Source organism: Catellatospora sp. KI3 (genome assembly GCF_029948125.1).
Lineage (GTDB): Bacteria > Actinomycetota > Actinomycetes > Mycobacteriales > Micromonosporaceae > Catellatospora.
The window spans coordinates 161,579-181,413 of the sequence record NZ_JASAMB010000010.1; the positions used below are offsets into that span (position 1 = coordinate 161,579).

The 19,835-nt window shown below is 74.7% G+C and carries 17 protein-coding genes; 6 read left to right on the forward strand and 11 right to left on the reverse strand.

The features are described 5' to 3' along the window. Nucleotides 1-30 precede the first annotated feature (30 nt). Nucleotides 31-1,773, reverse strand: coding sequence for an ABC transporter ATP-binding protein (locus QEZ54_RS18145; RefSeq protein WP_281305922.1), 1,743 nt, complete (start codon nt 1,771-1,773; stop codon nt 31-33). Nucleotides 1,774-1,808: 35 nt separating this feature from the next. Then, nucleotides 1,809-3,494, reverse strand: a complete 1,686-nt coding sequence (locus tag QEZ54_RS18150; RefSeq protein WP_348650554.1) for an ABC transporter ATP-binding protein — start codon at nt 3,492-3,494, stop codon at nt 1,809-1,811. A 217-nt stretch (nt 3,495-3,711) separates the two neighbouring features. Between QEZ54_RS18150 and QEZ54_RS18155 the strand changes: the two genes are divergently transcribed. Beyond that, nucleotides 3,712-4,719 (forward strand): cellulose binding domain-containing protein, encoded by a 1,008-nt coding sequence (locus tag QEZ54_RS18155; protein ID WP_281305821.1) that lies wholly within the window; start codon nt 3,712-3,714, stop codon nt 4,717-4,719. Nucleotides 4,720-4,745: 26 nt separating this feature from the next. Here QEZ54_RS18155 and QEZ54_RS18160 read toward each other — a convergent pair whose 3' ends face one another. Genes QEZ54_RS18160 through QEZ54_RS18175 form a run of 4 tightly spaced genes read right to left on the reverse strand, consistent with a single transcriptional unit; the run spans nt 4,746 to nt 8,186 of the window. After that, nucleotides 4,746-5,363 (reverse strand): response regulator transcription factor, encoded by a 618-nt coding sequence (locus QEZ54_RS18160; RefSeq protein WP_281305822.1) that lies wholly within the window; start codon nt 5,361-5,363, stop codon nt 4,746-4,748. Continuing rightward, entirely contained in the window at nt 5,360-6,529 is a 1,170-nt protein-coding gene (locus QEZ54_RS18165) for a sensor histidine kinase (RefSeq protein WP_281305823.1), read from the reverse strand. The genes QEZ54_RS18160 and QEZ54_RS18165 overlap by 4 nt, the downstream gene beginning before the upstream one ends. Next, nucleotides 6,526-7,338 carry an ABC transporter permease gene (locus QEZ54_RS18170; RefSeq protein WP_281305824.1) on the reverse strand — a complete coding sequence of 271 codons (813 nt, stop codon included), beginning with the start codon at nt 7,336-7,338 and terminating at the stop codon, nt 6,526-6,528. Before QEZ54_RS18170 ends, QEZ54_RS18165 begins: the two co-directional genes overlap by 4 nt. Then, a complete protein-coding gene (locus QEZ54_RS18175) occupies nt 7,335-8,186 on the reverse strand; it encodes an ABC transporter ATP-binding protein (RefSeq protein ID WP_281305825.1) in 852 nt (283 codons plus the stop codon). Before QEZ54_RS18175 ends, QEZ54_RS18170 begins: the two co-directional genes overlap by 4 nt. A gap of 212 nt (nt 8,187-8,398) precedes the next feature. Between QEZ54_RS18175 and QEZ54_RS18180 the strand changes: the two genes are divergently transcribed. Next, nucleotides 8,399-9,799, forward strand: coding sequence for a hypothetical protein (locus QEZ54_RS18180; protein ID WP_281305826.1), 1,401 nt, complete (start codon nt 8,399-8,401; stop codon nt 9,797-9,799). Nucleotides 9,800-9,805: 6 nt separating this feature from the next. Here the strand turns inward: QEZ54_RS18180 and QEZ54_RS18185 are convergent, their stop codons facing one another. Further along, nucleotides 9,806-10,288 (reverse strand): hypothetical protein, encoded by a 483-nt coding sequence (locus tag QEZ54_RS18185; protein WP_281305827.1) that lies wholly within the window; start codon nt 10,286-10,288, stop codon nt 9,806-9,808. Nucleotides 10,289-10,464: 176 nt separating this feature from the next. Here QEZ54_RS18185 and QEZ54_RS18190 point away from each other — a divergent pair, with 176 nt between their 5' ends. Beyond that, entirely contained in the window at nt 10,465-11,274 is an 810-nt protein-coding gene (locus tag QEZ54_RS18190) for a hypothetical protein (RefSeq protein ID WP_281305828.1), read from the forward strand. A 12-nt stretch (nt 11,275-11,286) separates the two neighbouring features. Here QEZ54_RS18190 and QEZ54_RS18195 read toward each other — a convergent pair whose 3' ends face one another. Further along, on the reverse strand, nt 11,287-12,147 hold the full coding sequence (locus QEZ54_RS18195) for a DUF72 domain-containing protein (RefSeq protein WP_281305924.1): 861 nt from the start codon (nt 12,145-12,147) through the stop codon (nt 11,287-11,289). A gap of 94 nt (nt 12,148-12,241) precedes the next feature. Between QEZ54_RS18195 and QEZ54_RS18200 the strand changes: the two genes are divergently transcribed. Both QEZ54_RS18200 and QEZ54_RS18205 read left to right on the forward strand, forming a co-directional pair. Continuing rightward, nucleotides 12,242-13,459, forward strand: coding sequence for an MFS transporter (locus QEZ54_RS18200; RefSeq protein ID WP_281305829.1), 1,218 nt, complete (start codon nt 12,242-12,244; stop codon nt 13,457-13,459). Nucleotides 13,460-13,576: 117 nt separating this feature from the next. Then, a complete protein-coding gene (locus QEZ54_RS18205) occupies nt 13,577-16,600 on the forward strand; it encodes a BTAD domain-containing putative transcriptional regulator (RefSeq protein ID WP_281305830.1) in 3,024 nt (1,007 codons plus the stop codon). Between the two features lie 7 nt (nt 16,601-16,607). On the opposite strand, the gene QEZ54_RS18210 is transcribed toward QEZ54_RS18205, so the two are convergent. Then, the gene (locus QEZ54_RS18210; protein ID WP_281305831.1) at nt 16,608-17,474 is read right to left on the reverse strand and encodes a hypothetical protein; all 867 of its coding nucleotides are present in this window, start codon (nt 17,472-17,474) and stop codon (nt 16,608-16,610) included. 169 nt (nt 17,475-17,643) lie between these two features. On the opposite strand from QEZ54_RS18210, the gene QEZ54_RS18215 reads away from it, so the two are divergent. Further along, nucleotides 17,644-18,234 (forward strand): hypothetical protein, encoded by a 591-nt coding sequence (locus QEZ54_RS18215; RefSeq protein ID WP_281305832.1) that lies wholly within the window; start codon nt 17,644-17,646, stop codon nt 18,232-18,234. 54 nt (nt 18,235-18,288) lie between these two features. Here QEZ54_RS18215 and QEZ54_RS18220 read toward each other — a convergent pair whose 3' ends face one another. Both QEZ54_RS18220 and QEZ54_RS18225 read right to left on the reverse strand, forming a co-directional pair. Next, complete coding sequence (locus QEZ54_RS18220; protein ID WP_281305833.1) at nt 18,289-18,759, reverse strand: hypothetical protein; 471 nt, start codon at nt 18,757-18,759, stop codon at nt 18,289-18,291. A 109-nt stretch (nt 18,760-18,868) separates the two neighbouring features. After that, the gene (locus tag QEZ54_RS18225; RefSeq protein WP_281305834.1) at nt 18,869-19,810 is read right to left on the reverse strand and encodes an LLM class F420-dependent oxidoreductase; all 942 of its coding nucleotides are present in this window, start codon (nt 19,808-19,810) and stop codon (nt 18,869-18,871) included. Between the last annotated feature and the right edge of the window lie 25 nt (nt 19,811-19,835).

Genomic DNA, 19,835 nt, shown 5'->3' on the forward strand with positions numbered 1-19,835 from the left:
GGAGGCGGCCGCCGCCTCCCGGCCCTGCGCTCAGGCCTGGTCGCCGTGCCAGGAACGCCACAGCGCCGCGTACGCCCCACCCGCGCGCACCAGCTCCTCGTGGCTGCCCAGCTCGCTGATCCGGCCGCCCTCCAGCACCGCGACCCGATCGGCGTCGTGGGCGGTGTACAGCCGGTGCGCGATCGCGATGACCGTCCGCCCCGCCAGCACCGCACCCAGCGACCGCTCCGTCCGCCGGGCGGTGGTCGGGTCGAGGGCGGCGGTCGCCTCGTCCAGGATCAGCGTGTGCGGGTCGGCCAGCACCAGCCGCGCCAGCGCCAACTGCTGCGCGTCGGCCGGGTTCAGCTGCCGCGCCCCGTCGCCGAGCTCCGTGTCCAGGCCGTCGGGCAGGTCGGCGTACCAGTCTGCCCCCACCGACACCAGCGCCGACAGCATGTCCCCGGCGGAGGCGCCCGGCGCGGCGAAGGCGAGGTTGTCGCGCAGCGTGCCGATGAAGACGTGGTGCTCCTGGGTGACCAGCGCGATCCGGCGGCGCCGCTCGGCCGGGTCCAGTTCGGACACCGGCACCCCGCCGAGGCTGACCGCGCCCTCGCGCGGGGCGTCGATCCCGGCCAGCAGCCGGGCCAGCGTCGACTTGCCCGCCCCGGACGGGCCGACCACCGCCAGCCGCTCGCCGGGGCGCACCTCCAGGTCGATGCCGTGCAGCACGTCGCCGCCGCCGGGGTAGGAGAACCGCACCCCGCTGGCGACCAGCCGCCGGCCGGGCGGGGCCGCGGCGCTGCCCCGCGGCTCCGGCGGGACCAGGCCGATGCCCAGCACCCGCGACAGCGAGGCCACGCCGCGCTGGGCCTGCTCCAGGAACACCATGATCCGGTCGAGCGGGTCGATGGTCTGCTGGGCGTACAGGGTCGCCGAGACGACCGTGCCGAGGGTGACCCAGCCGCGGTCGAGGAAGAACCCGCCCGCCAGCAGCATCGCCGCGGCGGGCAGCGCGTACCCGGCCTCGGTGATCGGGAAGAAGACGCTGCGCAGCCCCAGCGTGGCGCGACGGGTCTGCCACTGGCGCGCGATCCGGGCCGTGCCCTCGCGCACCCGCGCCGGACCCAGCCGCAGCGCCTCCACCGTCCGCGCGCCCTCGGCGGTCGCGGTCAGCGACTCGGTCAGCTCCGAGGTCGCCTCACCCTCGGCCAGGTACGCCCGCGGCGCCCGCCGCAGGTACCAGCGCGCCACCGCGGCCGTGGTCGGCACCCCGGCCAGCACCGCGAACCCCAGCACCGGCTCCAGCAGGAACACCGCCGCCACCACCAGGACCAGCTGGATCGCCGAGATCAGCACCGTCGGCACCACCTCGCGCACGGTGTTGCCGACCGTGGCCACATCGACCGAACTGCGGGTGGCCAGCTCGCCCGTGCCGGCCCGCTCCACCACCGAGATCGGCAGCCGCAGCGTACGGGCGACGAAGTCCTCCCGCAGCCGCGCGTTGGCCCGCTCGCTGGCCCGGTTGCCGATGTTCTGCGCGGTGCGCGACAGCAGGACCTGCGCCACCACGCAGGCGCCGATGGTCAGCGCGAGCCGGTCCACGTGCGCGGCGCCCTGGCCGCTGCTCACCCGGTCGACGATCTGCCCGATGAGCCACGGCGAGGCCAGCCCGGCGACCGCCGCGGCCACGTGCAGCGCCAGCGCCAGGAGCAGCGCCCCTTTCTCGGCGCGGGCCAGCTCGGCCACCGACCGGCGCACGGTCGCGCCGTCGGCGACGGGCAGGGCCCTGGCCACCGGCTGCTCCGGTGCGGTCGTGGCGGTGGTGGCGGTCAACGCAGTGCTCCCATTCCGGCGGCGTCGGTCTCGGGTTCGTCGGCCTCGCGGGCCACCAGCGCCCGGTAGCCGGGCTCGGTCTTCAGCAGCTCCTCATGGGTGCCGACGGCGGCCACCCGGCCCTCGCGCAGGTACGCCACCAGGTCGGCCCGGTCCAGCAGCAGCGGCGAGGTCGCGCAGACGACCGTTGCCCGGCCGGCGCGGTGCTCGCGCAGCCGTGCCGCGATCCGGGCCTCGGTGTGCGAGTCGACGGCCGAGGTCGGGTCGATCAGGATCAGCACGTCCGGCTCGGCGAGCAGGTGCTGGGCGAGCCGGATGCGCTGGCGCTGGCCGCCGGACAGGTTGCGGCCGCGCGCCTCGACCACCGCGTCCAGGCCGCCGGGCAGCGAGTCGACCACGTCGTCGGCCGACGCGGTACGGATCGCGGCGGCGACCTGCGCGTCGGTGACATCCGCGCGCAGCCGCAGCACGTCGCGCAGCGCCCCGCTGAACAGGTACGAGTCGTGGTCGGCGACGAGGATCCGCGCCCGCACCTGGGCCGGGTCGACCGCGGTCACCGGCAGCCCGCCCCAGGTCGCGTCACTGGGCACGTAGCCGCCGAGCCGGTCGGCCAGCGCGATCGCGTCCGCGGGGTCGGCGGCCGCGACGCCGATCATGCCGTGCGCCGCGACGGTCAGCCCGGAGTGCGGATCGTGCAGGTCGGCGGGGCCGACCGGGGCGGGGCGGGCGCCGGGCACCAGGTCGGGCTCCAGCCGGAGCAGGGCGATGATGCGCCGGGCGGCGACGATGCCGCGTACGGCCATGAAGCCGCCCTCGAGCAGGAACCAGACCGGCACCGCCAGGACGGCCACGTAGCCGTACACGGCGACCATCTCCCCGACGGTGATCTGCCCCTCGGCGGCCATCCGCGCGGCCAGCCACACGATCGCGGCCAGGAACAGCGCCGGGATGCCGATCGTCAGCGCGTGCACCCAGCTGGTGATCGCGCCGACCCGGTAGCCCTGCCGCAGCAGCCGCTGCGACCGGTCGGCGTAGCGGCGCGCGAACAGGTCCCGCCCGCCGACCCCGGCCAGCACCCGCAGCCCCGACACGATGTCGCCGGCGCGGGTCGTCAGCAGCCCCAGCTCCTGCCGGTAGCCGGTGTCCACCCGCTGCAGCCGGTTCAGCAGCGGCCCGACCACCAGCGCCACCACCGGCACGCCCAGCAGCACGAACAGGGCCAGCATCGGATCGACCGACCAGAGCACGACCGCACCCGTCGCGTACGACAGGACCGCGCCCACGCCCGGCCCGGTCATCGTGAGCGACCAGGACGTGTGCGACACGTCGGTGCCCGAAACCGTCGCCACCTCACCCGCGGCGACCTTGCGCGGCAGCACCGCCCCCAGCCGCGCGATGTGGTGCAGGATCACCTGCGACGAGCGCGCGGTCGCGTCCTCGCGCAGGAACGTCATCGTCCGGTGCCGCGTGATCCCCAGGTACGCCACCACCACGCCGGACGCGACGATCGCCGCCACCCAGTCCAGCAGCGCCCCGGCGTCCCCGGCGCGCAGCCCGTCGTCGATCGCCCGCGCGATCAGGTACGGCCGGACCGCCAGGCCGATCATCCACGCGGTGGCGACCGCGCCCGCCCGCAGCGCCCGCGGCCACTGGCAGCGGATGAGCCACCACAGGTAGCGCACGGGCCCTCTCGTGTCCGGAACGCCAGGGTCAGGATGCGGCAGACGTGGGGGCATGCGGCCAATCTACCGACGGGCCAACGGGCCTGGCTTGCTGTTATTCCGACCGGGTGACGTACCGCACGGCCCTGTCCAACCGTGTCCAAGAACCGCCCCCGCGCGGCGCCGATCCCGCCACGATGGACCTCCCGGCCGCTGCGGCCCGTCTCCCGGAGGCGCCATGTCCAAAGTAATCCGATATCGCCGCGTATTGACGGCGGCGCTGCTCGCCTGCGGGCTCGCCGTCGGCACCGGCCTGCTGGCCGCCGCGCCCGCCCAGGCCGCCGTCCTGTTCGCCGACGACTTCGAGCAGCCCACCGCCAACATCTGGCTGACCGGCAGCGGCGGCACCTGGTCGGTCGTCAGCGAGGACGGCTCGAAGGTGTGGAGGCAGTCGGGCACCACGCTCAGCCCGACCGCCTGGGCCGGCTCGGGCTCCGGCACCGGCACCACCGTCACCGGCCGGATCAAACCCACCAGCACGCTGAGCCCGGCGAACCTGGTCAGCCTCACCGGCCGCGTCGCCAACCCGAACAACCTCTACTACGCGGGCCTGCGCGGCGGCACCACGTTCGAGATCGGGCAGGTCTCCTGGGGTACGACCATCGTCCTGGCGTCGGTGCCGTTCCCGCACACCCTCGGCACCTGGTACGGGCTGAGCCTCAGCTTCCCGACCGCGGGCACCGTCACCGGCAGCGTCACCGCGCCCGGCGGCGCCACCGCCACCCTCAGCGCCGCCGACCCCGGCGGCATCCAGCAGGGCGACCGGGTCGGCTTCTACATGCGCACGGCCACCGCCTCGCTCGACGACATCCGCCTCACCGACAGCCTGCCCGAGCCGTCACCGCCGACCGGCCCCTGCGTCGCCGAGATCAACGTGACGGCCAGCGTCATCTGGGGCAACCTGTCCAACGTCACCCTCACCTTCAAGAACATCTCGGCGGCGCCGATCGCCCCGTCGTGGTCGATCAGGTTCAAGTGGGCGGACGGGCAGACCATCACCAGCGTGCGCAACGCCAACTGGTACCAGGTCGGCCCGAGGCTGACCCTCACCAGCTCAGGCTGGTACCCGGCCGTGGCACCGGGCGCGACGAGCAATCCGCCGGTCGGGTTCACGCTCACCGGGCCGCTGGTCGCCCCGTCCGAGGCAACCTTCAACGGCGTGCCCTGCCCGATCACGCTGTCCTGACCCGCCGGCCCGCGGCCTGCTCCTGATCAGAGCAGCCCGCGGGCCATCGCGGTGGTCACCGCGGCGGTCCGGTCGGCGACGTCGAGCTTGGTGAAGATCCGCAGCAGGTGCGTCTTCACCGTCGCCTCCGAGATGAACAGCTCCCGCCCGATGTCACCGTTGGTCAGCCCGCGCGCCACCAGCCGCAGCACCTCGGCCTCCCGCGCCGACAGGCCGGGCTGCGCGGGCTGGCGCACCTGCCGCAGCAGCCGCCCGGCCACCGACGGCGCCAGCACCGTCTCCCCGCGCGCCGCCGCCCGCACCGCCGCCGCCAGGTCACCCGGCGAGGCGTCCTTCAGCAGGTACCCCGACGCCCCCGCCTCCACCGCCCGCAGGATGTCGGCGTCACTCTCGTACGTCGTCAGCACCACCACCCGGCTGCGCGAACCGCCGCGCAGGATCCGCTCGGTGGCGCTGGCACCGTCCCCGCCCGGCATCCGCAGATCCATCAGGATCACGTCGGGCAGCAGCGCCGCCGCGGCGGTGACCGCCTCCGGACCCGACGCCGCCTCACCGACCACCCGCAGGTCCGGCTCGGCCTCCAGCATCCCGCGCAGCCCGGCCCGTACCACCGGATGGTCGTCGGCGAGCAGAATGGTGATCATGACGGCACCTCCAGCGTGACGGCCGTGCCCCGGCCCGGTTCGGTGTCCACCGTGAGCACCCCGCTCACCTGCGCCGCCCGCGCCCGCATCCCCGGCAGGCCGAACCCCTGCGCGTCCCGTTCCGCGTCGAAGCCGCGCCCGTCGTCCTGCACGCTCAACGCCACCCCCTCGGCCCGGTAGTCCAACCGCACCAGCACCACCGCCGCCCCCGCGTGCCGCCGTACGTTGGCCAGCGCCTCCTGCGCCGCCCGCAACAGCACCACCTCCACCGCGGTGGGCAGCGGATACGGCTGCCCGCCGACCGCGTACGACACCTCGACGCCGATCTCCTCCGCCAGCCGCTCCGCCTGCCGGCGCACCGCCTGCTCCAGCGACCCCGCGTCCAGTGCGGCCGGCTGCAGCGCCGCGATCAGCGCCCGCGACTCGGCCAGGTTCTCCCGCGCCGTACGCACCGCCAGGTCCACGTGCTCGCGGGCCCGCACCGGATCGCGCTCCAGCTCCGCGCCCACCGCCTGCAGCAGCGTCACGATGCTGGTGAAACCCTGTGCCAGCGTGTCGTGGATCTCCCCGGCCAGCCGCGACCGCTCCGCGGCCACCCCCGCCTCCCGCGACAGCCGCGCCACCTCGCCCCGGCTGGCCTCCAGCTCGCCGATCAGCTTCAGCCGCTCCTGGCTCTGGTTCAGCACCCGGATGATGAACACGCCCATCAGTACCGACAGGCTGACCCCGAAGACCGACATGATGGCGGTGGTGTGCAGGTCCGCCCCGTCGGCGCGCCGCCCCAGGGCCAGGGCCAGCGGCATCAGGTTGGCGACGGTCGCACCGGCGATGGCCTGCCCCAGCGGCAGGCTCATGAACATCAGCGGCGACAGCGCGAAGTCGATGTACGCGGTGACCGGCACCGCCGCGATCGCCGCGATCTGCAGCACCAGCAGCGCACCGATGAACGGCCACACGCGCCCCGAGTCGGCGTCGCAGGCCACCAGCGGCCGCCCCCAGCACGCGTACAGCACGGCCATCGCCGTCAGCGCCCCCGCCGCGACAGCGCCGCGCGCCGTGCCGATGCCCTGGTCGGCGACCACGAGCACCAGCACGACGACGTACGCGATCGCGAAGTACAGGTCCCACGTCCGCAGCGTCGTGGACCAGGACTCGCGGCGGCTCATCTGTCCTCTGTGGTCCAGCGGAAGGTCGTCAGGCACAGCGCCAATCCGATCACACACCAGGCGCCCAGCACGAGCGCGATCCGGCCGTGCTCCCAGCCGCCCGCCAGCTCCTGCGCGGCAAGCGTTTCGGGCAGGAACACCGACCGGAACCCCTGCGCCATCCACTTCACCGGGAAGAACGACGCCACCGTCACCATCCAGCCCGGCAGCGAGCTGATCGGGTGCACGAAGATCCCGGACAGGAACTGCAGCGCCACCACCGGCACGTTCAGCACCACCCCGGCGCTGCGCGAGTTGCGCACCAGCGCGCTGGCCGCCACCCCGAGGGCGGTGCTGGCCACCACCGACAGCGCCAGCACCCAGGCGAAGGTCAGCCACCGCCCGGCGTCGTCGGGCAGCTCCATGTCGAACGCGAGCACCCCCACCGCCAGCAGCAGCGCCACCTCGGCCAGCGTGGTGACCACCACGACGACGAGCTTGCCGATGAAGTACGCCAGCGCGGTCATCGGCGTGCCGCGCAGCCGCTTGAGCGTGCCGTCCTCGCGATCGGTGGCGATGCCGGTGCCGATCGAGATGAACGCGGTCGACACGATCCCGTACGCGATCATGCTGGCCGAGAAGACCTGCGCCACCGACGCCGCCGGATGCTGGCCGGAGTCCTTGAAGATCGAGCCGAGCAGCACCAGCAGCAGCGCCGGGAACGCCAGGCTGAACCCGACGGCGGCCTTGCTGCGGAAGAACTGGCGCAGCTCCACCGCGCCGCGGGCCAGGCCAAGGCGGCCGCTGGAAGGCAGGGAGACACTGGTCACCGGTCTGCTCCGATCAGGGTCAGGTAGGTCTGCTCAAGGGAGGGGCGGGTCACGCTCAGGTCGGCCACCGGACCGGCGGCGGTCAGCGCGGTGATCAGGGCGGCCGGGTCGGCGGTCTGCTCGGTGCGGCGGCCGGTGGCGTCGGTCCAGGCGACGGTGGCCAGCTGGGTCTCGCGGCCGCCGACGGTCGCCGGGGTGCCCTCGGCGACGATCCGCCCGCCCGCGATCACCGCGAGCCGGTCGGCCAGCACCTCGGCCTCGTCCAGGTAGTGGGTGGTGAGCAGGATGGTGGTGCCCTCGGCGTTGAGCAGCCGGATCAGGTCCCAGAACTGGCGGCGCGCCTCCGGGTCGAACCCGGTCGTCGGCTCGTCCAGGAACAGCAGCTCTGGTCGGCCCACGATGCCGATCGCCACGTCCAGGCGGCGGCGCTGGCCACCGGACAGGGTCCGTACCCGCGCCTTCGCCTTGCCGGTCAGCCCGACCAGCTCGACGACCTGGCCCACCGGGCGCGGATTCGGGTAGCAGGTCGCGAAGTGGCGCACGGCCTCGGTGACGGTCAGGTCGCCCAGGTCGTGGGCGGACTGGGCGACGATGCCCAGCCGGGCCCGCCAGCCGCGCCCTGCCGTGCCAGGGTCCTCGCCGAGGACCGCGACGTCGCCGCCGTCGCGGCGGCGGTAGCCCTCGAGGATCTCCACGGTGGTGGTCTTGCCCGCGCCGTTCGGGCCGAGCAGGGCGAAGACCTCGCCCGAGGCGACGGTCAGGTCCAGGCCCGCGACGGCTTCGCGGCCGCCGTACGCCTTGCGCAGGCCGCGCAGCCGGATGGCCGGGGGAGGGGGAGTCGATGTCATGTCTCAAGCGTCGCGGCGGCGGGGGTGCTCCAGGGACGACCGGCGGACTGAATCCAGCTGTCCACCGACCGGTGGACACCGGCACCGACGGCCCGGGCAAGGCGGAGCAGTGGCGCGGCCGTGGGGCTTATGCGGTGCCGGTAGAGTCGCGCTGATCGCGGAGCCGGGTACCCGCGGCCACCAATGCCGACAGACATATGGAGCGCACAGGCATGAGTGACATCCGGCCGCCCCGCAGCAGGCACCGCAGGAGGATGCCGACCTCCCGCCGCATCGTGATCGCCGCCGTGGCGGTCGCGGTCCTCGCCACCACCGGCATCGCCGCGAACGCGTACCTCGCCGACGCGCCCGCGCAGACCGGTCCCGTGTCCGGGTTGGAGACCGCCGGTTCGGCGGCGCCGGGCACCACCCCGGCCGGTGCCACGCCGACCGCCGCACCGTCGCCGTCGCCGACGACCTCCGGCGAGTGCGCCCGGCCGGTCGGCACCGCCCCGAAGGTGAAGGTCACCGAGGTCAACGTCGGGGTCAAGGTCACCGGCTACGGCCGCGAGGGCGACACCGAGCCGCTGCCCATGGCCATCGCCGCGACCCCGTCCGGCGGCTCCTGGCTGGCGTGGCTGGGCACCGACGGCAAGGTCCACCTCGGGCGCCTCGACTGCGACGACCGCCTCGTCGGCAAGCCCACCAGCTTCACCGGCGTCGACCTGCAGGACGTCCAGGCCGACGCCACCGGCGGGGTGCTGCTGCTCACCCGCAAGGGCGACTGCCGCACTGGCCCGCTCTGCGGCGGCTCGTCCAGCCCGTGCCGGACCATGTTCATGGTCCGCTTCGACGACTCCGGCCACCAGGTATGGGAGCGGCAGGTCACCAACCTGACCGGCGGTCGGGGCGGCTACGACGCCGGCGCCCGGTTCGTCTGGTGGTACCAGCACCACGGCCGCCTCGCCTCCGACGGCAGGAACTACGCCGCGTACTTCGGCGTCGCCATCACCGTGCGCAACGGCGACTGCGTCGACATCCACGAGGGCGACCGCATGCAGGTCGTCGACGCCGCGGGCAAGCTGCTGTCCGGGCACGACAGCTTCGAGGTCGGCTGCAGCCACGCCTGGACCTCGCGCATCGTCTGGGATCCGCGCACGAAGCACTTCGTCATGGTCTGCGCCACCGACAACGCGTGCCGCATCGCCCGCCCGGACCCGTACCGCACGGTCGCGAGCGGCGCCTGCGACGGCACCCTGTTCGGCGGGGACCTGGTGCTCGCCGCGACCAAGGGGTACTGGACCGCGTGGAGCCAGGGCGGCCAGGTGCGGCTGGAGCACTTCACCACCGGGCGCTCGGACACGACGGTCAAGACGGGGGCCAGGTCGAGCCATCCGCACCTGGTCGGCTACGGATCGGGGCGGATGCTGCTGGCCTGGGCGTCGGGCTCCGGGCTGGCCGCGCAGGCGTACGACGCGGGCACCGGCAAGCCCGTCGGCGCCAAGTTCACGATCAACGTCAAGGACCACGACTACCAGGCGTTCAAGGCGTACGCCGACGGCAGCGCCGCGTACCCGGCGGCCGGTGGCAGCAGCACGTCCATCCGGATCGCCCGCGTGCTGCCGCTGGCCTGAGCAGGTTCAGGCGGCGGCCTTGCGCCGCCGCCTGACCGGGCGGGCGCGGGGGACCGGCACCGCCGGGGGCAGCCCCAGCGCGACGCGCTCGGCCTCGGTCAGCATCCGCTTGCCGGTGGCGGCGATCTCCACCGGCTCGGGCGGCTGCGGCGGGGCGGGCACCGCCTTCACCGGCCTGGCCGCGGCCTTCACCCGCTCGGTCTGCCCGGCGGTGCTGATCAGCTTGCGTACGCGCGGGACGGTGGCGAGGTTGGTCTTGGCGGCCACGTCGGCGACCGGCACGCCGGAGACCACCAGGTCGGCCAGGGCGCGGCCGCGCTCGCGCTGCAGCGCGGTCACGATGCCGTCGAACAGGACCTGCTGGTAGGTGAGGTCGGCGTAGCGCTGCAGCGGATCCGGCTCGCCCAACGCGTACGCGCAGAGGTTGCGCACCATCGCCTCGACCTCCTCGGTCGCGACGGTGTACCCCTCGGTCGTCGGATCGGACATCGACGCCTCCCTTCACCGCCGGCGCGGGGCCCGGCGGCGAGCGAGAACTCTAGCGGCACCCGGGGACAGCGGTCCACGATCCGAGTAACCGGTGCTGATTCGTACCGTTATATGCGGATAGCTCCGCTGATCCGCCGCCGCGGCGGTCCCGTTCCCGGAGCCGGAGAGGCTCCGACGTGAACATCTACTTCCCCCGGCCCAAGGCGCTGCTACGCGCCCTGCTGATCACGGTGCTGGTGCTGCACGTGATCAGCCTGGGCAGCCACTTCATCTACCACTACCTCGGCATCCACAACCTGGTGCCGTACTTCGGCCGCCTCACCGGCTTCGTCAACGTGGACAAGGAGGCCAACATCCCCACCTGGTTCTCCAGCATGCTGCTGGCGGGCTCGTCGTTCGTGCTCTGGGGCGTCTACCGGCACGTACGCGACACGCGCGGCCGCTACCGGTGGCACTGGGCGGTGCTGTGCGGCGTGTTCGCGGTGCTGTCGATGGACGAGCTCAGCCACATCCACGAGATGGCCGGACGCTTCGGCCTGGCCGGCTCCGGCCGCACGGCCTACCTGTCCTGGGTCGTGGCGGTGGCCCCGTTCGTGCTGCTCTTCGCCGTCACCTACCTGCGCTTCCTGCTGCACCTGCCGAAGGCGGTCCGCCGGCTGGTGGCGTGGAGCGGCGTGCTCTACGTCGGCGGCGCCGCCGGCCTGGAGGTCGCGGGCGCGCTCGGGCGCACCCTGACCGAGCACGTCGGACCCGGCCGCCCCTACTTCAACTACCTGCTGTACGCCTCGGCCGAGGAGGCGCTGGAGATGGTCGGCGCCGTCCTGTTCCTGTACGCGATGACCCTGCACCTGCGCGACCTGCGCCGCGCCGACCCCGGCCCCGCCGCGACGCCGGGCCAGGCACGCCCCGCCGAGACCCGCCGGGGCGCACCGCACCGCCTCACCGCCAACCGGCCGTCCCCCGCCGGGCGGCCCGCCCGGCGCTGAACCGCGACGGGCTCAGAACAGGGTCGGCTGCTCGGCCCGCTCGACCGGCAGCGGTTCGGGCAGCGGTGCCAGCTCCGGCACCTCGGCCCGGACCTCGTCGTGGAAGCGGCGGCACAGCCGCGGGGCGTCGGCGTTGTCGGGCGTATGGATGAACACCGTCGGCCGCCGCCCCTCCCGCAGCCACCCGGCGACCGCCTCCACCCAGAACCGCCACCCCTCGACCGTCTGCTCGGTGGAGTCCCGGCCCAGGTAGCGCACGATCGGACGGTCGGTGAGCGCCAGCGAGCGGCGCGGCATCCGCGGCTTCTTCGTCCAGGCGTCCCGCTCGGCGTCACTGGTCGGTGGAGCCTGGAAGAACATCACCGTGTCGAACGGCACCCACTCCGCGTCCGCCCCGGCCAGCACCGCCTCCAGCGCCCCGACGGCGTGCGGGTCGTCGAAGAACGCCCGGTGGCGCACCTCGACGGCGTACCGGTGCCCGGCGGGCAGGCGGCGCAGGAACCCGGCCAGCACGTCGAGGTCACCCGGGCCGAACGAGCCGGGCAGCTGCAGCCACAGCGCGTGCGCGCGCGGGCCGAGCGGCTCCACCGCGTCCAGGAACTCCCGCAGCTCCGGGCCCGCACCGCTCAACCGCTGCTCGTGCGTGACCGGCCTGGGCAGCTTCAGCACGAACCGGAAGTCCGGACCGGTCTGCTCCGCCCAGGAGGCCACCGTCTCCCGGGTCGGGGTCGCGTAGAAGGTCGTGTTGCCCTCGACCGCGTTGCACCAGCTCGCATAGGCGCGCAGCCGCTCACCGGCGGGCAGCGGATGCGCCGTGAAACGCCCCTGCCACGGCTTGAGCGACCACATCGCGCAGCCCACATGAAGACTCATCGCCCCTGACCCGGTCACCGGCCCACGGTATATCGCCGCCGAATGCCTGGCCCCGGGGCTGTCGGCGGTACCGGGATTCAGGCATGATCGCCGGGTGAGCGCTCTCCAAGCACCGATCCGCAGGTCCCTGCTCCTCCTGGCCTACTTCGCCTTCATCAGCCTCGGCCTGCCCGACGGCCTGCTGGGCGTGGCGTGGCCGTCGATGAGCGGCGACCTGCACGTCTCCCGCGAGACGATCGGCCTGCTGCTCATCCCCTCGACCTGCGGCTACCTCGTGTCCAGCATCGCGGCCGGGTTCCTGCTGGCCCGCGTCGGCGTCGGTCGGCTGCTCGCGGGCAGCACCGCCCTGGCCAGCCTGGCCCTGTTCGGCTACGGGCTGTCCCCGGCGTTCGCGGTCACCATGGCCGCCGCCCTGGCCGCCGGGTTCGCCGGCGGCGCGATCGACGCCGGGCTCAACGCCTACGCCGCGTCGGCGTTCGGCCCCCGGCACATGAACTGGCTGCACGCCTTCTTCGGCCTCGGCGTCGCCCTCGGGCCGCTGATCATGACCGCCGCCATCCAGTACGGCGACGACTGGCGCCCCGGCTACCTCGTCGTGGCCAGTGGCCAGGCCGCGCTGGCGGTCGCGTTCATGCTCACCGCCCGCCAGTGGACCCGGCACACCGCCGACGGCGAACACCCGCACGCCGTCAGGGTCCAGCCCCCGGTGCGCCAGACGCTGGCCATGCCCGCGGTCTGGTTCAGTGTGCTGACCATCGCCGTGTACGTCGCCCTCGAGGTCGGCGCCGGCCTGTTCGCATACCAGCTGCTCACCGAGGGCCGCGGCATGGGCGACGCCGCCGCGGGCGTCTGCGTGTCGCTGTACTGGGGCAGCCTGTTCGCCGGACGGGTGCTGCAGGGGTTCGCCGCGCACCGGATGGACCCGCACCGGGTCGTGACGGTGTCGATCGGCGGGATGGCGGCCGGTGCGGTGCTCGTGGCCGTTCCCGGGCCGGGCTGGCTGGCCGCGGCCGGGCTCATGGTCATCGGGTTCGCCGCCGCGGCGGTGTTCCCGATGTTCACCCTGACCACCGCCGAACGGGTCGGCCCGGCCCACGCCGACCGCACCATCGGCCTGCAGATGGCCGGGGCGGGCCTCGGCGGCTCGATCATCCCGTCGCTGATCGGGGTGCTGATGGGCGCGGCGGGCGTGGAGGCGCTGGGCCCGGCGCTGGTCGTGCTCAGCGTCGCGCTGATCCTCGTGTACCTGGCCGCGACCCGCCGCCCGACGTCGCCAGCCACGCAGGACCACCCTGCCGGAGCGCGCGGATGACCGCGCTCCCGCGGTCGGCGAAGCGTTCTCTTCCCGACAGAAGGGTTGTCCCGGGGCACGCCCCACCGCAGCCTGCATAGGCGTACGGAACCGACAACTCCGCGCGATAGGACGAGCATGGTCAGCCGACCCGGCCGCCGCATCGTGGTCGCCGCCGCCGGCTACGGCAAGACGACCGCCCTGCGCCGCTGGTACCCCACCGGCCAAGCCCGCTGGTGGCAGCACGACACCGCCCCGCACCTGTTCGTCCGCGACGCCGCCCGCTCCGGCGGCCACCTCGTCCTGGACGACCTGCCCCCGCTGCCCGACCCTGCCCTGCGGGACCTGCTGCGCGCCGTCGCCGAACTCGACGAGGGCACCGACGTCGCCCTGGCCTCCCGCCACCCGCTCCCGTGGCGCCGCCTCGGCAGCGCCGACCGCTGGACCGAGACCGACCCCGCCGACCTGGCCTGCACCGCCGACGAGATCGACGACCTGATCACCGAAGCCTGCGGCACCCCCGACCCCGAACTGGCCGCCCGCCTGCACAAAGCCACCGCGGGCTGGCCCGCCCTGGTCCACCTCGCCGTCGAGTCGGTGCACCGCCACGGCGACCCCGGCACCCCGCTGGGCGCCGACGAGCCGCTGCGCGAACACGTCCTCGACCACGTCCTGGCCGAGCTGCCGCCGACGGCGTACCGGCTGCTGGTCCAGCTCGAAGACCGCACCCCGGTCAGCACCGGCCTGGCCGCGGCGCTCGGCCACCGCGACGCCGCCGACCTGGTCGCCCACCTGCGCCGCACCGGACTGCTGGTCCGCACCCGCCGGGTCGTGCCGGGCCTGCCCGCCGCCGAGCACGTCGTCCCGGTCGTCGCCGCGGCCGTCGCCACCGACCGGCGCGGCGTCTCGGCCACCACCACCGCCCGCAAAGCCGCCACCTGGTACGACGAGCACGGCCCGCCCGCCGCGGCCGCCCGCGAGCACCTGCGCGCCGCCGACCCCGACCGCTGCGCCCGCGTCCTGGCCGACCACGGCGACCGCATCATCTCCGCCGGCCAGGCCGGTCTGACCGCCGACCTGATCAGCCGCCTGCCCGGACCCCTGCGCACGCCGCGGCTGCGGACCCTGCTCGGCGACGCCCAGCGCACCGCGGGCGACCTCGAAGCCGCCGCCCACACCTACACCGGCGTGTCCGGACCGGACGACACCTGCACCCCCGGCCTGGCCTGGCGCATCGGCCGCATCGCCTACCAGCGCGGCGACGCCCAGGGCGCACTGGCCGCCTACGCCCGCGCCACCCCCGACGCCACCGCCACCGAGGACACCGCCCTGCTGGCCGCGTGGACCGCCCACGCCCACCTGCTCGCCGGGGACGTCGACCTGGCCACCGCCACCGCCCGCCGCGCCGTCACCCAGGCCGCCGCCTGCGGCGACGGCACCGCCCTGGCCACCGCCCACCTGTCGGTCGCGCTGTGCCTGGCCGTGGCCGGCGACGCCGCCGGCAGCGAGGAGCACTTCGCCCTCGCCCTGCCCGTCGCGCAGCGCACCGGCGACGTGCTGCTGCTCACCCGGATCCACACCAACCGCACCTACCAGCGGCTCCAGGCCGCCCGCTACCCCGAGGCGCTCACCAGCGCCCAGCTGTGCGTCGCGTACGCCCAGGCCGCCGGGTCGCCGAGCCTGCACGCCATCGCCACCAGCAACGAGGCCGAAGCGCTGGCCATGCTCGGCCGGTTCCCCGAGGCGGTCCGCCGCTACCAGGCTGCCATCGCCCACTACCAGCGCCACGGCTCCCGCCGCTTCGCCGGGGCGGTGCTGGGCCTGGCCGAGCTGTACCGGCGCCGGGGCTGGCGCGAGCAGGCGCGCGCCGCGTACGAGCAGGTCGTCGCGGTCGCCACCGGCACCGGCAACGCCCACGTGCTGGTGCCCGCCCTGGCCGGGCTGGCCCTGGTGCTGCTCGCCGACGACGTCAAAGCCGCCGCGGGGCACGCCGACGCGGCCGCCGGGCACGCCGGACCCCAGGCTGCCGGACCGGCCCTGCTCGCACAGGGCTGGACGGCGCTGGCCGAGGGCACCCCCGGCCGCCCGGCCGAACTGGCCACCGAGGCGGCCCGGGTGGCGCGCACCAACACCGACCCGGCCGGGCTGGCCGACGCCCTGGAGTTGCGGGCCGCCGCCGAGACCGACCCGGCCCGCGCCCGCGCGGCGCTGCGCGAAGCCGAGGCGATCTGGCACCAGGCCGGGGCGGCCGTGGAGGCGGCCCGGATCGCCGTGCTGACCGGCGCACTGCCCGGGACCGGCACCGACGAACGCGCCGCGGCAGCCGCCGCCGCCCAGCGGCTGGCCGCCGTCGACGCCATCGCCGACCGGCTCGGCACCGGCGCCACCGCCACCCGGCCGCAGGTCGCGGTACGGGCCCTGGGCCGCTTCGAGGTCGAGGTCGCCGGGCAGGTCCCACCACCCTCGCAGTGGCAGTCCCGCAAAGCCCGCGACCTGCTGCGCATCCTCGTCGGCCGGCGCGGCCGGCCGGTGCCCCGCAGCGAACTGTGCGAACTGCTGTGGCCCGACGGCGAACCCGCCCGCACCGGGCACCGGCTGTCGGTGCTGCTCAACATCCTGCGCGGGGTGCTCGACCCGGACCGCGCCCAGCCCGCCGACCACTTCCTGCTCGCCGACACCGCCGCGATCGCGCTGAACCTGCGCGCCGCCGACGTCGACGTCGAGGACTTCCTGGACCACGTCGCGCACGCCCGCCGCCTGGTCGAACAGGAGCGGCTCGGCCAGGCACGGGAGATCCTGCTGGCCGCCGACACGCTGCACCGGGCCGAGGCGTTCGAGGACGAGCCGTACGCCGAATGGGCCGGGCCGCTGCGCGAGGAGGTCCGCGCGGCCCACCTGGCGATGCTGCGCATGCTCGCGCACACCCACCGCGCGGCCGGGCAGCCCGGCGCGGCCGTCGCGTGCCTGCTGCGCCTGCTCGAACGCGACCCCTACGACGAGCGCGCCCACCGGTCGCTGGTGCGCACCCTGGTCGCGGGCGGGCAGCACGGCGAGGCCCGGCGGGCGTTCGACCGGTACGCGGGCGCGATGCGCGAGATCGGGGTGCGGCCGCCGGACCGGGAGCTGCTGCTGCCGGTCCGGCCCACCGCGCCCGCCCGCTGAGCGGCGGTCAGTGGAAGGTGCCGATGCGGGCCGCGTACGCGGTCACCGAACCGTTGTCGGCGGCCGCGGGGGCGACCGACCGCGCGGCGCCCGGCGGCAGCGAGGCCGCCACGCTCTGCGCCCGGACCCAGCTGGTGCCGGTCGGGCGCGGCACGAACGCGTCCAGATGCGCGTCGACCCCGACGGCCAGGCCGCCGACGCCGAAGCTCCAGTCGTCACCGGTCGGCTCCACACCCGCCGACTTCGGCCACGGCGACCCGGGGGTGCTCACGCCCTGCCACCGGTACGGCCGGACCGAGGGTGACTGCGGGTCGACCCGGTAGCAGATCGCCGCGACCGCCAGCGCACCCTGCTGCCCGCCGCCCGCCGCGTGCACCTGCACGCCGGTCAGGTCCTGGTTCGGCACCAGCGCGTCGATGCGCCACTGGTCGACCGGGCGCTCCAGCCGGAACCCGAAGCCCAGCAGGTCCGTCTGCCCCGGGCACAGCAGGGCCACCGCCGACGCCTGCGTCGAGGACGCCGTCACCAGGGTCGGCGGGCGCTCCGACCGGCCGCAGACCGCCTCGGCGACGAGCGAGAAGGCGCCGGCGGCGTCGCTGCGCGGCCGGGCCGCGACCACGACCGAGCGCAGGTCGGCGGCGGGCTCCATCCGTACCAGCTGGACCCGGCCGCCGCCCCCGACCACCTGGGCCCCGACCGTGAACACCCACGACCCGGGCGGGCACTGCACCGTGACCGACTTCGCGGCGGCGTCCACCGGGCTGGTCCGCTGCGCCAGCACCACCGGCTGCTCGGCGGTCGCCGCGGCGGGCGCGGCCGGGACGACCAGAGCGCCCGCCGCGACCACGGCGGCGGCGAGAGGGCTTGCCTTCACGACTACCTCCTCATCGGCCGGTCCCTCGTGGAACGGCCGCCATCCATCGTCGGCGGGCGCGTCACGGTGGCGTCATGGTCGGCGCTGATCCGACCGTGACCGGACCCTGACAGCCGATGGCGAGCCTGGGCGGGCCGCGACAACGCGGCACCGACACCAAGGAGCAACCATGAGCAAGCGCACGGTCGCCGTACTGGCGGCCCTGACGGCGATCCTGGCCGTCGGCATCGGCGCCACCCCCGGCTCGGCGGCCCCCACCCGGCTCGCCGCCGCGGTCGAGGACCGGTCCCTCGACGCCCCGACGGTCGGCCTGACCGCCTGCAACGGCGGCGTCCAGGAGGCCAGCTACGTACGGATGCAGGACGTCCCGACCGGCCTGGCGGAGAACGGGGCGTTCCTCCCGCTGCCCGGCGCGACGGTCCCGGTCAACATCCCGGCGGGCGACTCCGACCAGCTCGTCATCATCTTCTCGGCGGAGGCCCGGCTGCAGGGCCAGGCGCTGACCTACGTGGCACCGATGGACTTCCTGCAGGTCCGGATCCTGGTCAACGGCGTAGCGATCGGCCCGAACGACCTGACGTTCACCACCGGGGCCGGCGAGTCCGACGCCACCCAGGCCTGCCGGCGGGTGACCGCCCCGGCCGCCGCCGCGATGGTCTACACCGTCACCGTCGAGTACCTGATCGTCGACCAGGGCGCGAACAACGCCCTGACCGGCGTCCTCGACGACTGGACGCTGAACGTCCAGGTCAGCAACTGACATCGCGTACCTTCGGGCGGGACCGGTCATGCCGGTCCCGCCCGTTCGCCGTGGTCAGACGTGGATCGCCCGCACCGCGCTGCGCTCCCAGCCGGTGAAGCCGGAGGTCACCGGGCCGCTGGTCACCTTGAACCGCACCTTCTGGAACATCTCCTCGTACATGTCGGTGAAGTCGTCGGTGTCGGGCAGCGTGGCGGTGACGGTCCAGGTGATGCTGTCGGCCGTCGGGAACGCCCGCACCAGGTCGCTGTCGCCGATGAGGTCGTTGGTCTGGTTCAGGTCCTCCTCCCAGCGCTGCTGCTCCACGGTGATGGTCACCCCCGCGACGCAGGTGATGTCGACCTCGTACGCGATGCGCTTGAGGCCCGCGGCGGTGAAGTCCCCGTTGTGGTACGGCGTCTTCGGGGTCACGGTGCACCCGTTGCTGAAGGTCGAGGCGTGCGCGGGGGCGGCGCCCAGCGCCAGCGGCGCGGCCAGCGCGGCCACCACAGCCAGCGCCCGGACCAGTCGGCGGGATCGGTTCATCGGACTCTCCTCGGAGGGATGTGCGGCCTTTCGCCGCGATGTCGGCGTCGCGATCGCGGCGCCGGTGACCACGTTCGGCCGCACCCCTCCGGGTGGCGTCAGCGTCCGATCACGGTGCCGTCCCCAGCTGCGGGGCGACCTGCGCCGCCACCAGCTCGACGTGGTCCAGGTCGGTCAGGTCCAGCACCTGCAGGTAGATCCGCTGCGCACCGATCTCGGCGTACCGGCCGAGCTTGTCGACGACCTCGGCGGGCGACCCGGCCAGGCCGTTGGTCCGCAGCTCGTCCTCTTCCCGCCCGATCGCCTCGGCCCGCCGCCGCACCTCCGCACCGGTACGCCCGCAGCACAGCACCAGCGCGCTGGACAGCCGCAGCGTCGCCGCGTCCCGCCCCGCCCGCGCGCACGCCTGCCGCACCCGCCCGAACTGCGCGGCCGTGTCCGCGACGCTCGCGAACGGCAGGTTGAACTCGTCGGCGAACCGGGCCGCCAGCACCGGCGTACGCCGCTTGCCACCGCCGCCGACCAGGATCGGCGGGTGCGGCCGCTGCACCGGCTTGGGCAGGGCGGGGGAGCGGACCACCGTGTAGTGGCTGCCGTGGAAGTCGAAGCTGCCGCCCACCGGCGTACCCCACAGGCCGGTGATGATCTGCAGCTGCTCGCCGAGGCGGTCGAACCGCTCACCGACCGGCGGGAACGGGATGCCGTACGCCTCATGCTCCTCGGCGTACCAGCCCGCGCCCAGCCCCAGCTCGACCCGGCCCCCGCTCATCGCGTCGACCTGCGCCACGCTGACCGCCAGCGGCCCGGGATGGCGGAACGTCGCGGCCGTCATCAGGGTGCCGAGCCGGATCCGGGACGTGTCGCGGGCCAGCCCGGCCAGGGTCGTCCACGCGTCGGTGGGTCCGGGCAGGCCGCTGACCGCACCCATCTTCAGGTAGTGGTCGGAGCGGAAGAACGCCCCGTACCCGGCGTCCTCGGCGCAGCGCGCCACCGCCAGCAGCTGGTCGTAGGACGCACCCTGCTGGGGCTCGGTGAAGATCCGCAACTCCATGCGCCGAGCCTAGAAGCCGAGGGCG

Excerpts from the sequence above, each read along its gene's own strand:
- QEZ54_RS18195 (WP_281305924.1), bottom strand. The coding sequence starts at position 12,147 with ATGAGTCTTCATGTGGGCTGCGCGATGTGGTCGCTCAAGCCGTGGCAG.
- QEZ54_RS18165 (WP_281305823.1), bottom strand. The coding sequence starts at position 6,529 with ATGAGCCGCCGCGAGTCCTGGTCCACGACGCTGCGGACGTGGGACCTG.
- QEZ54_RS18185 (WP_281305827.1), bottom strand. The coding sequence starts at position 10,288 with ATGTCCGATCCGACGACCGAGGGGTACACCGTCGCGACCGAGGAGGTC.
- QEZ54_RS18220 (WP_281305833.1), bottom strand. The coding sequence starts at position 18,759 with ATGAACCGATCCCGCCGACTGGTCCGGGCGCTGGCTGTGGTGGCCGCG.
- QEZ54_RS18155 (WP_281305821.1), top strand. The coding sequence starts at position 3,712 with ATGTCCAAAGTAATCCGATATCGCCGCGTATTGACGGCGGCGCTGCTC.
- QEZ54_RS18225 (WP_281305834.1), bottom strand. The coding sequence starts at position 19,810 with ATGGAGTTGCGGATCTTCACCGAGCCCCAGCAGGGTGCGTCCTACGAC.
- QEZ54_RS18180 (WP_281305826.1), top strand. The coding sequence starts at position 8,399 with ATGAGTGACATCCGGCCGCCCCGCAGCAGGCACCGCAGGAGGATGCCG.
- QEZ54_RS18205 (WP_281305830.1), top strand. The coding sequence starts at position 13,577 with ATGGTCAGCCGACCCGGCCGCCGCATCGTGGTCGCCGCCGCCGGCTAC.
- QEZ54_RS18215 (WP_281305832.1), top strand. The coding sequence starts at position 17,644 with ATGAGCAAGCGCACGGTCGCCGTACTGGCGGCCCTGACGGCGATCCTG.
- QEZ54_RS18160 (WP_281305822.1), bottom strand. The coding sequence starts at position 5,363 with ATGATCACCATTCTGCTCGCCGACGACCATCCGGTGGTACGGGCCGGG.
- QEZ54_RS18175 (WP_281305825.1), bottom strand. The coding sequence starts at position 8,186 with ATGACATCGACTCCCCCTCCCCCGGCCATCCGGCTGCGCGGCCTGCGC.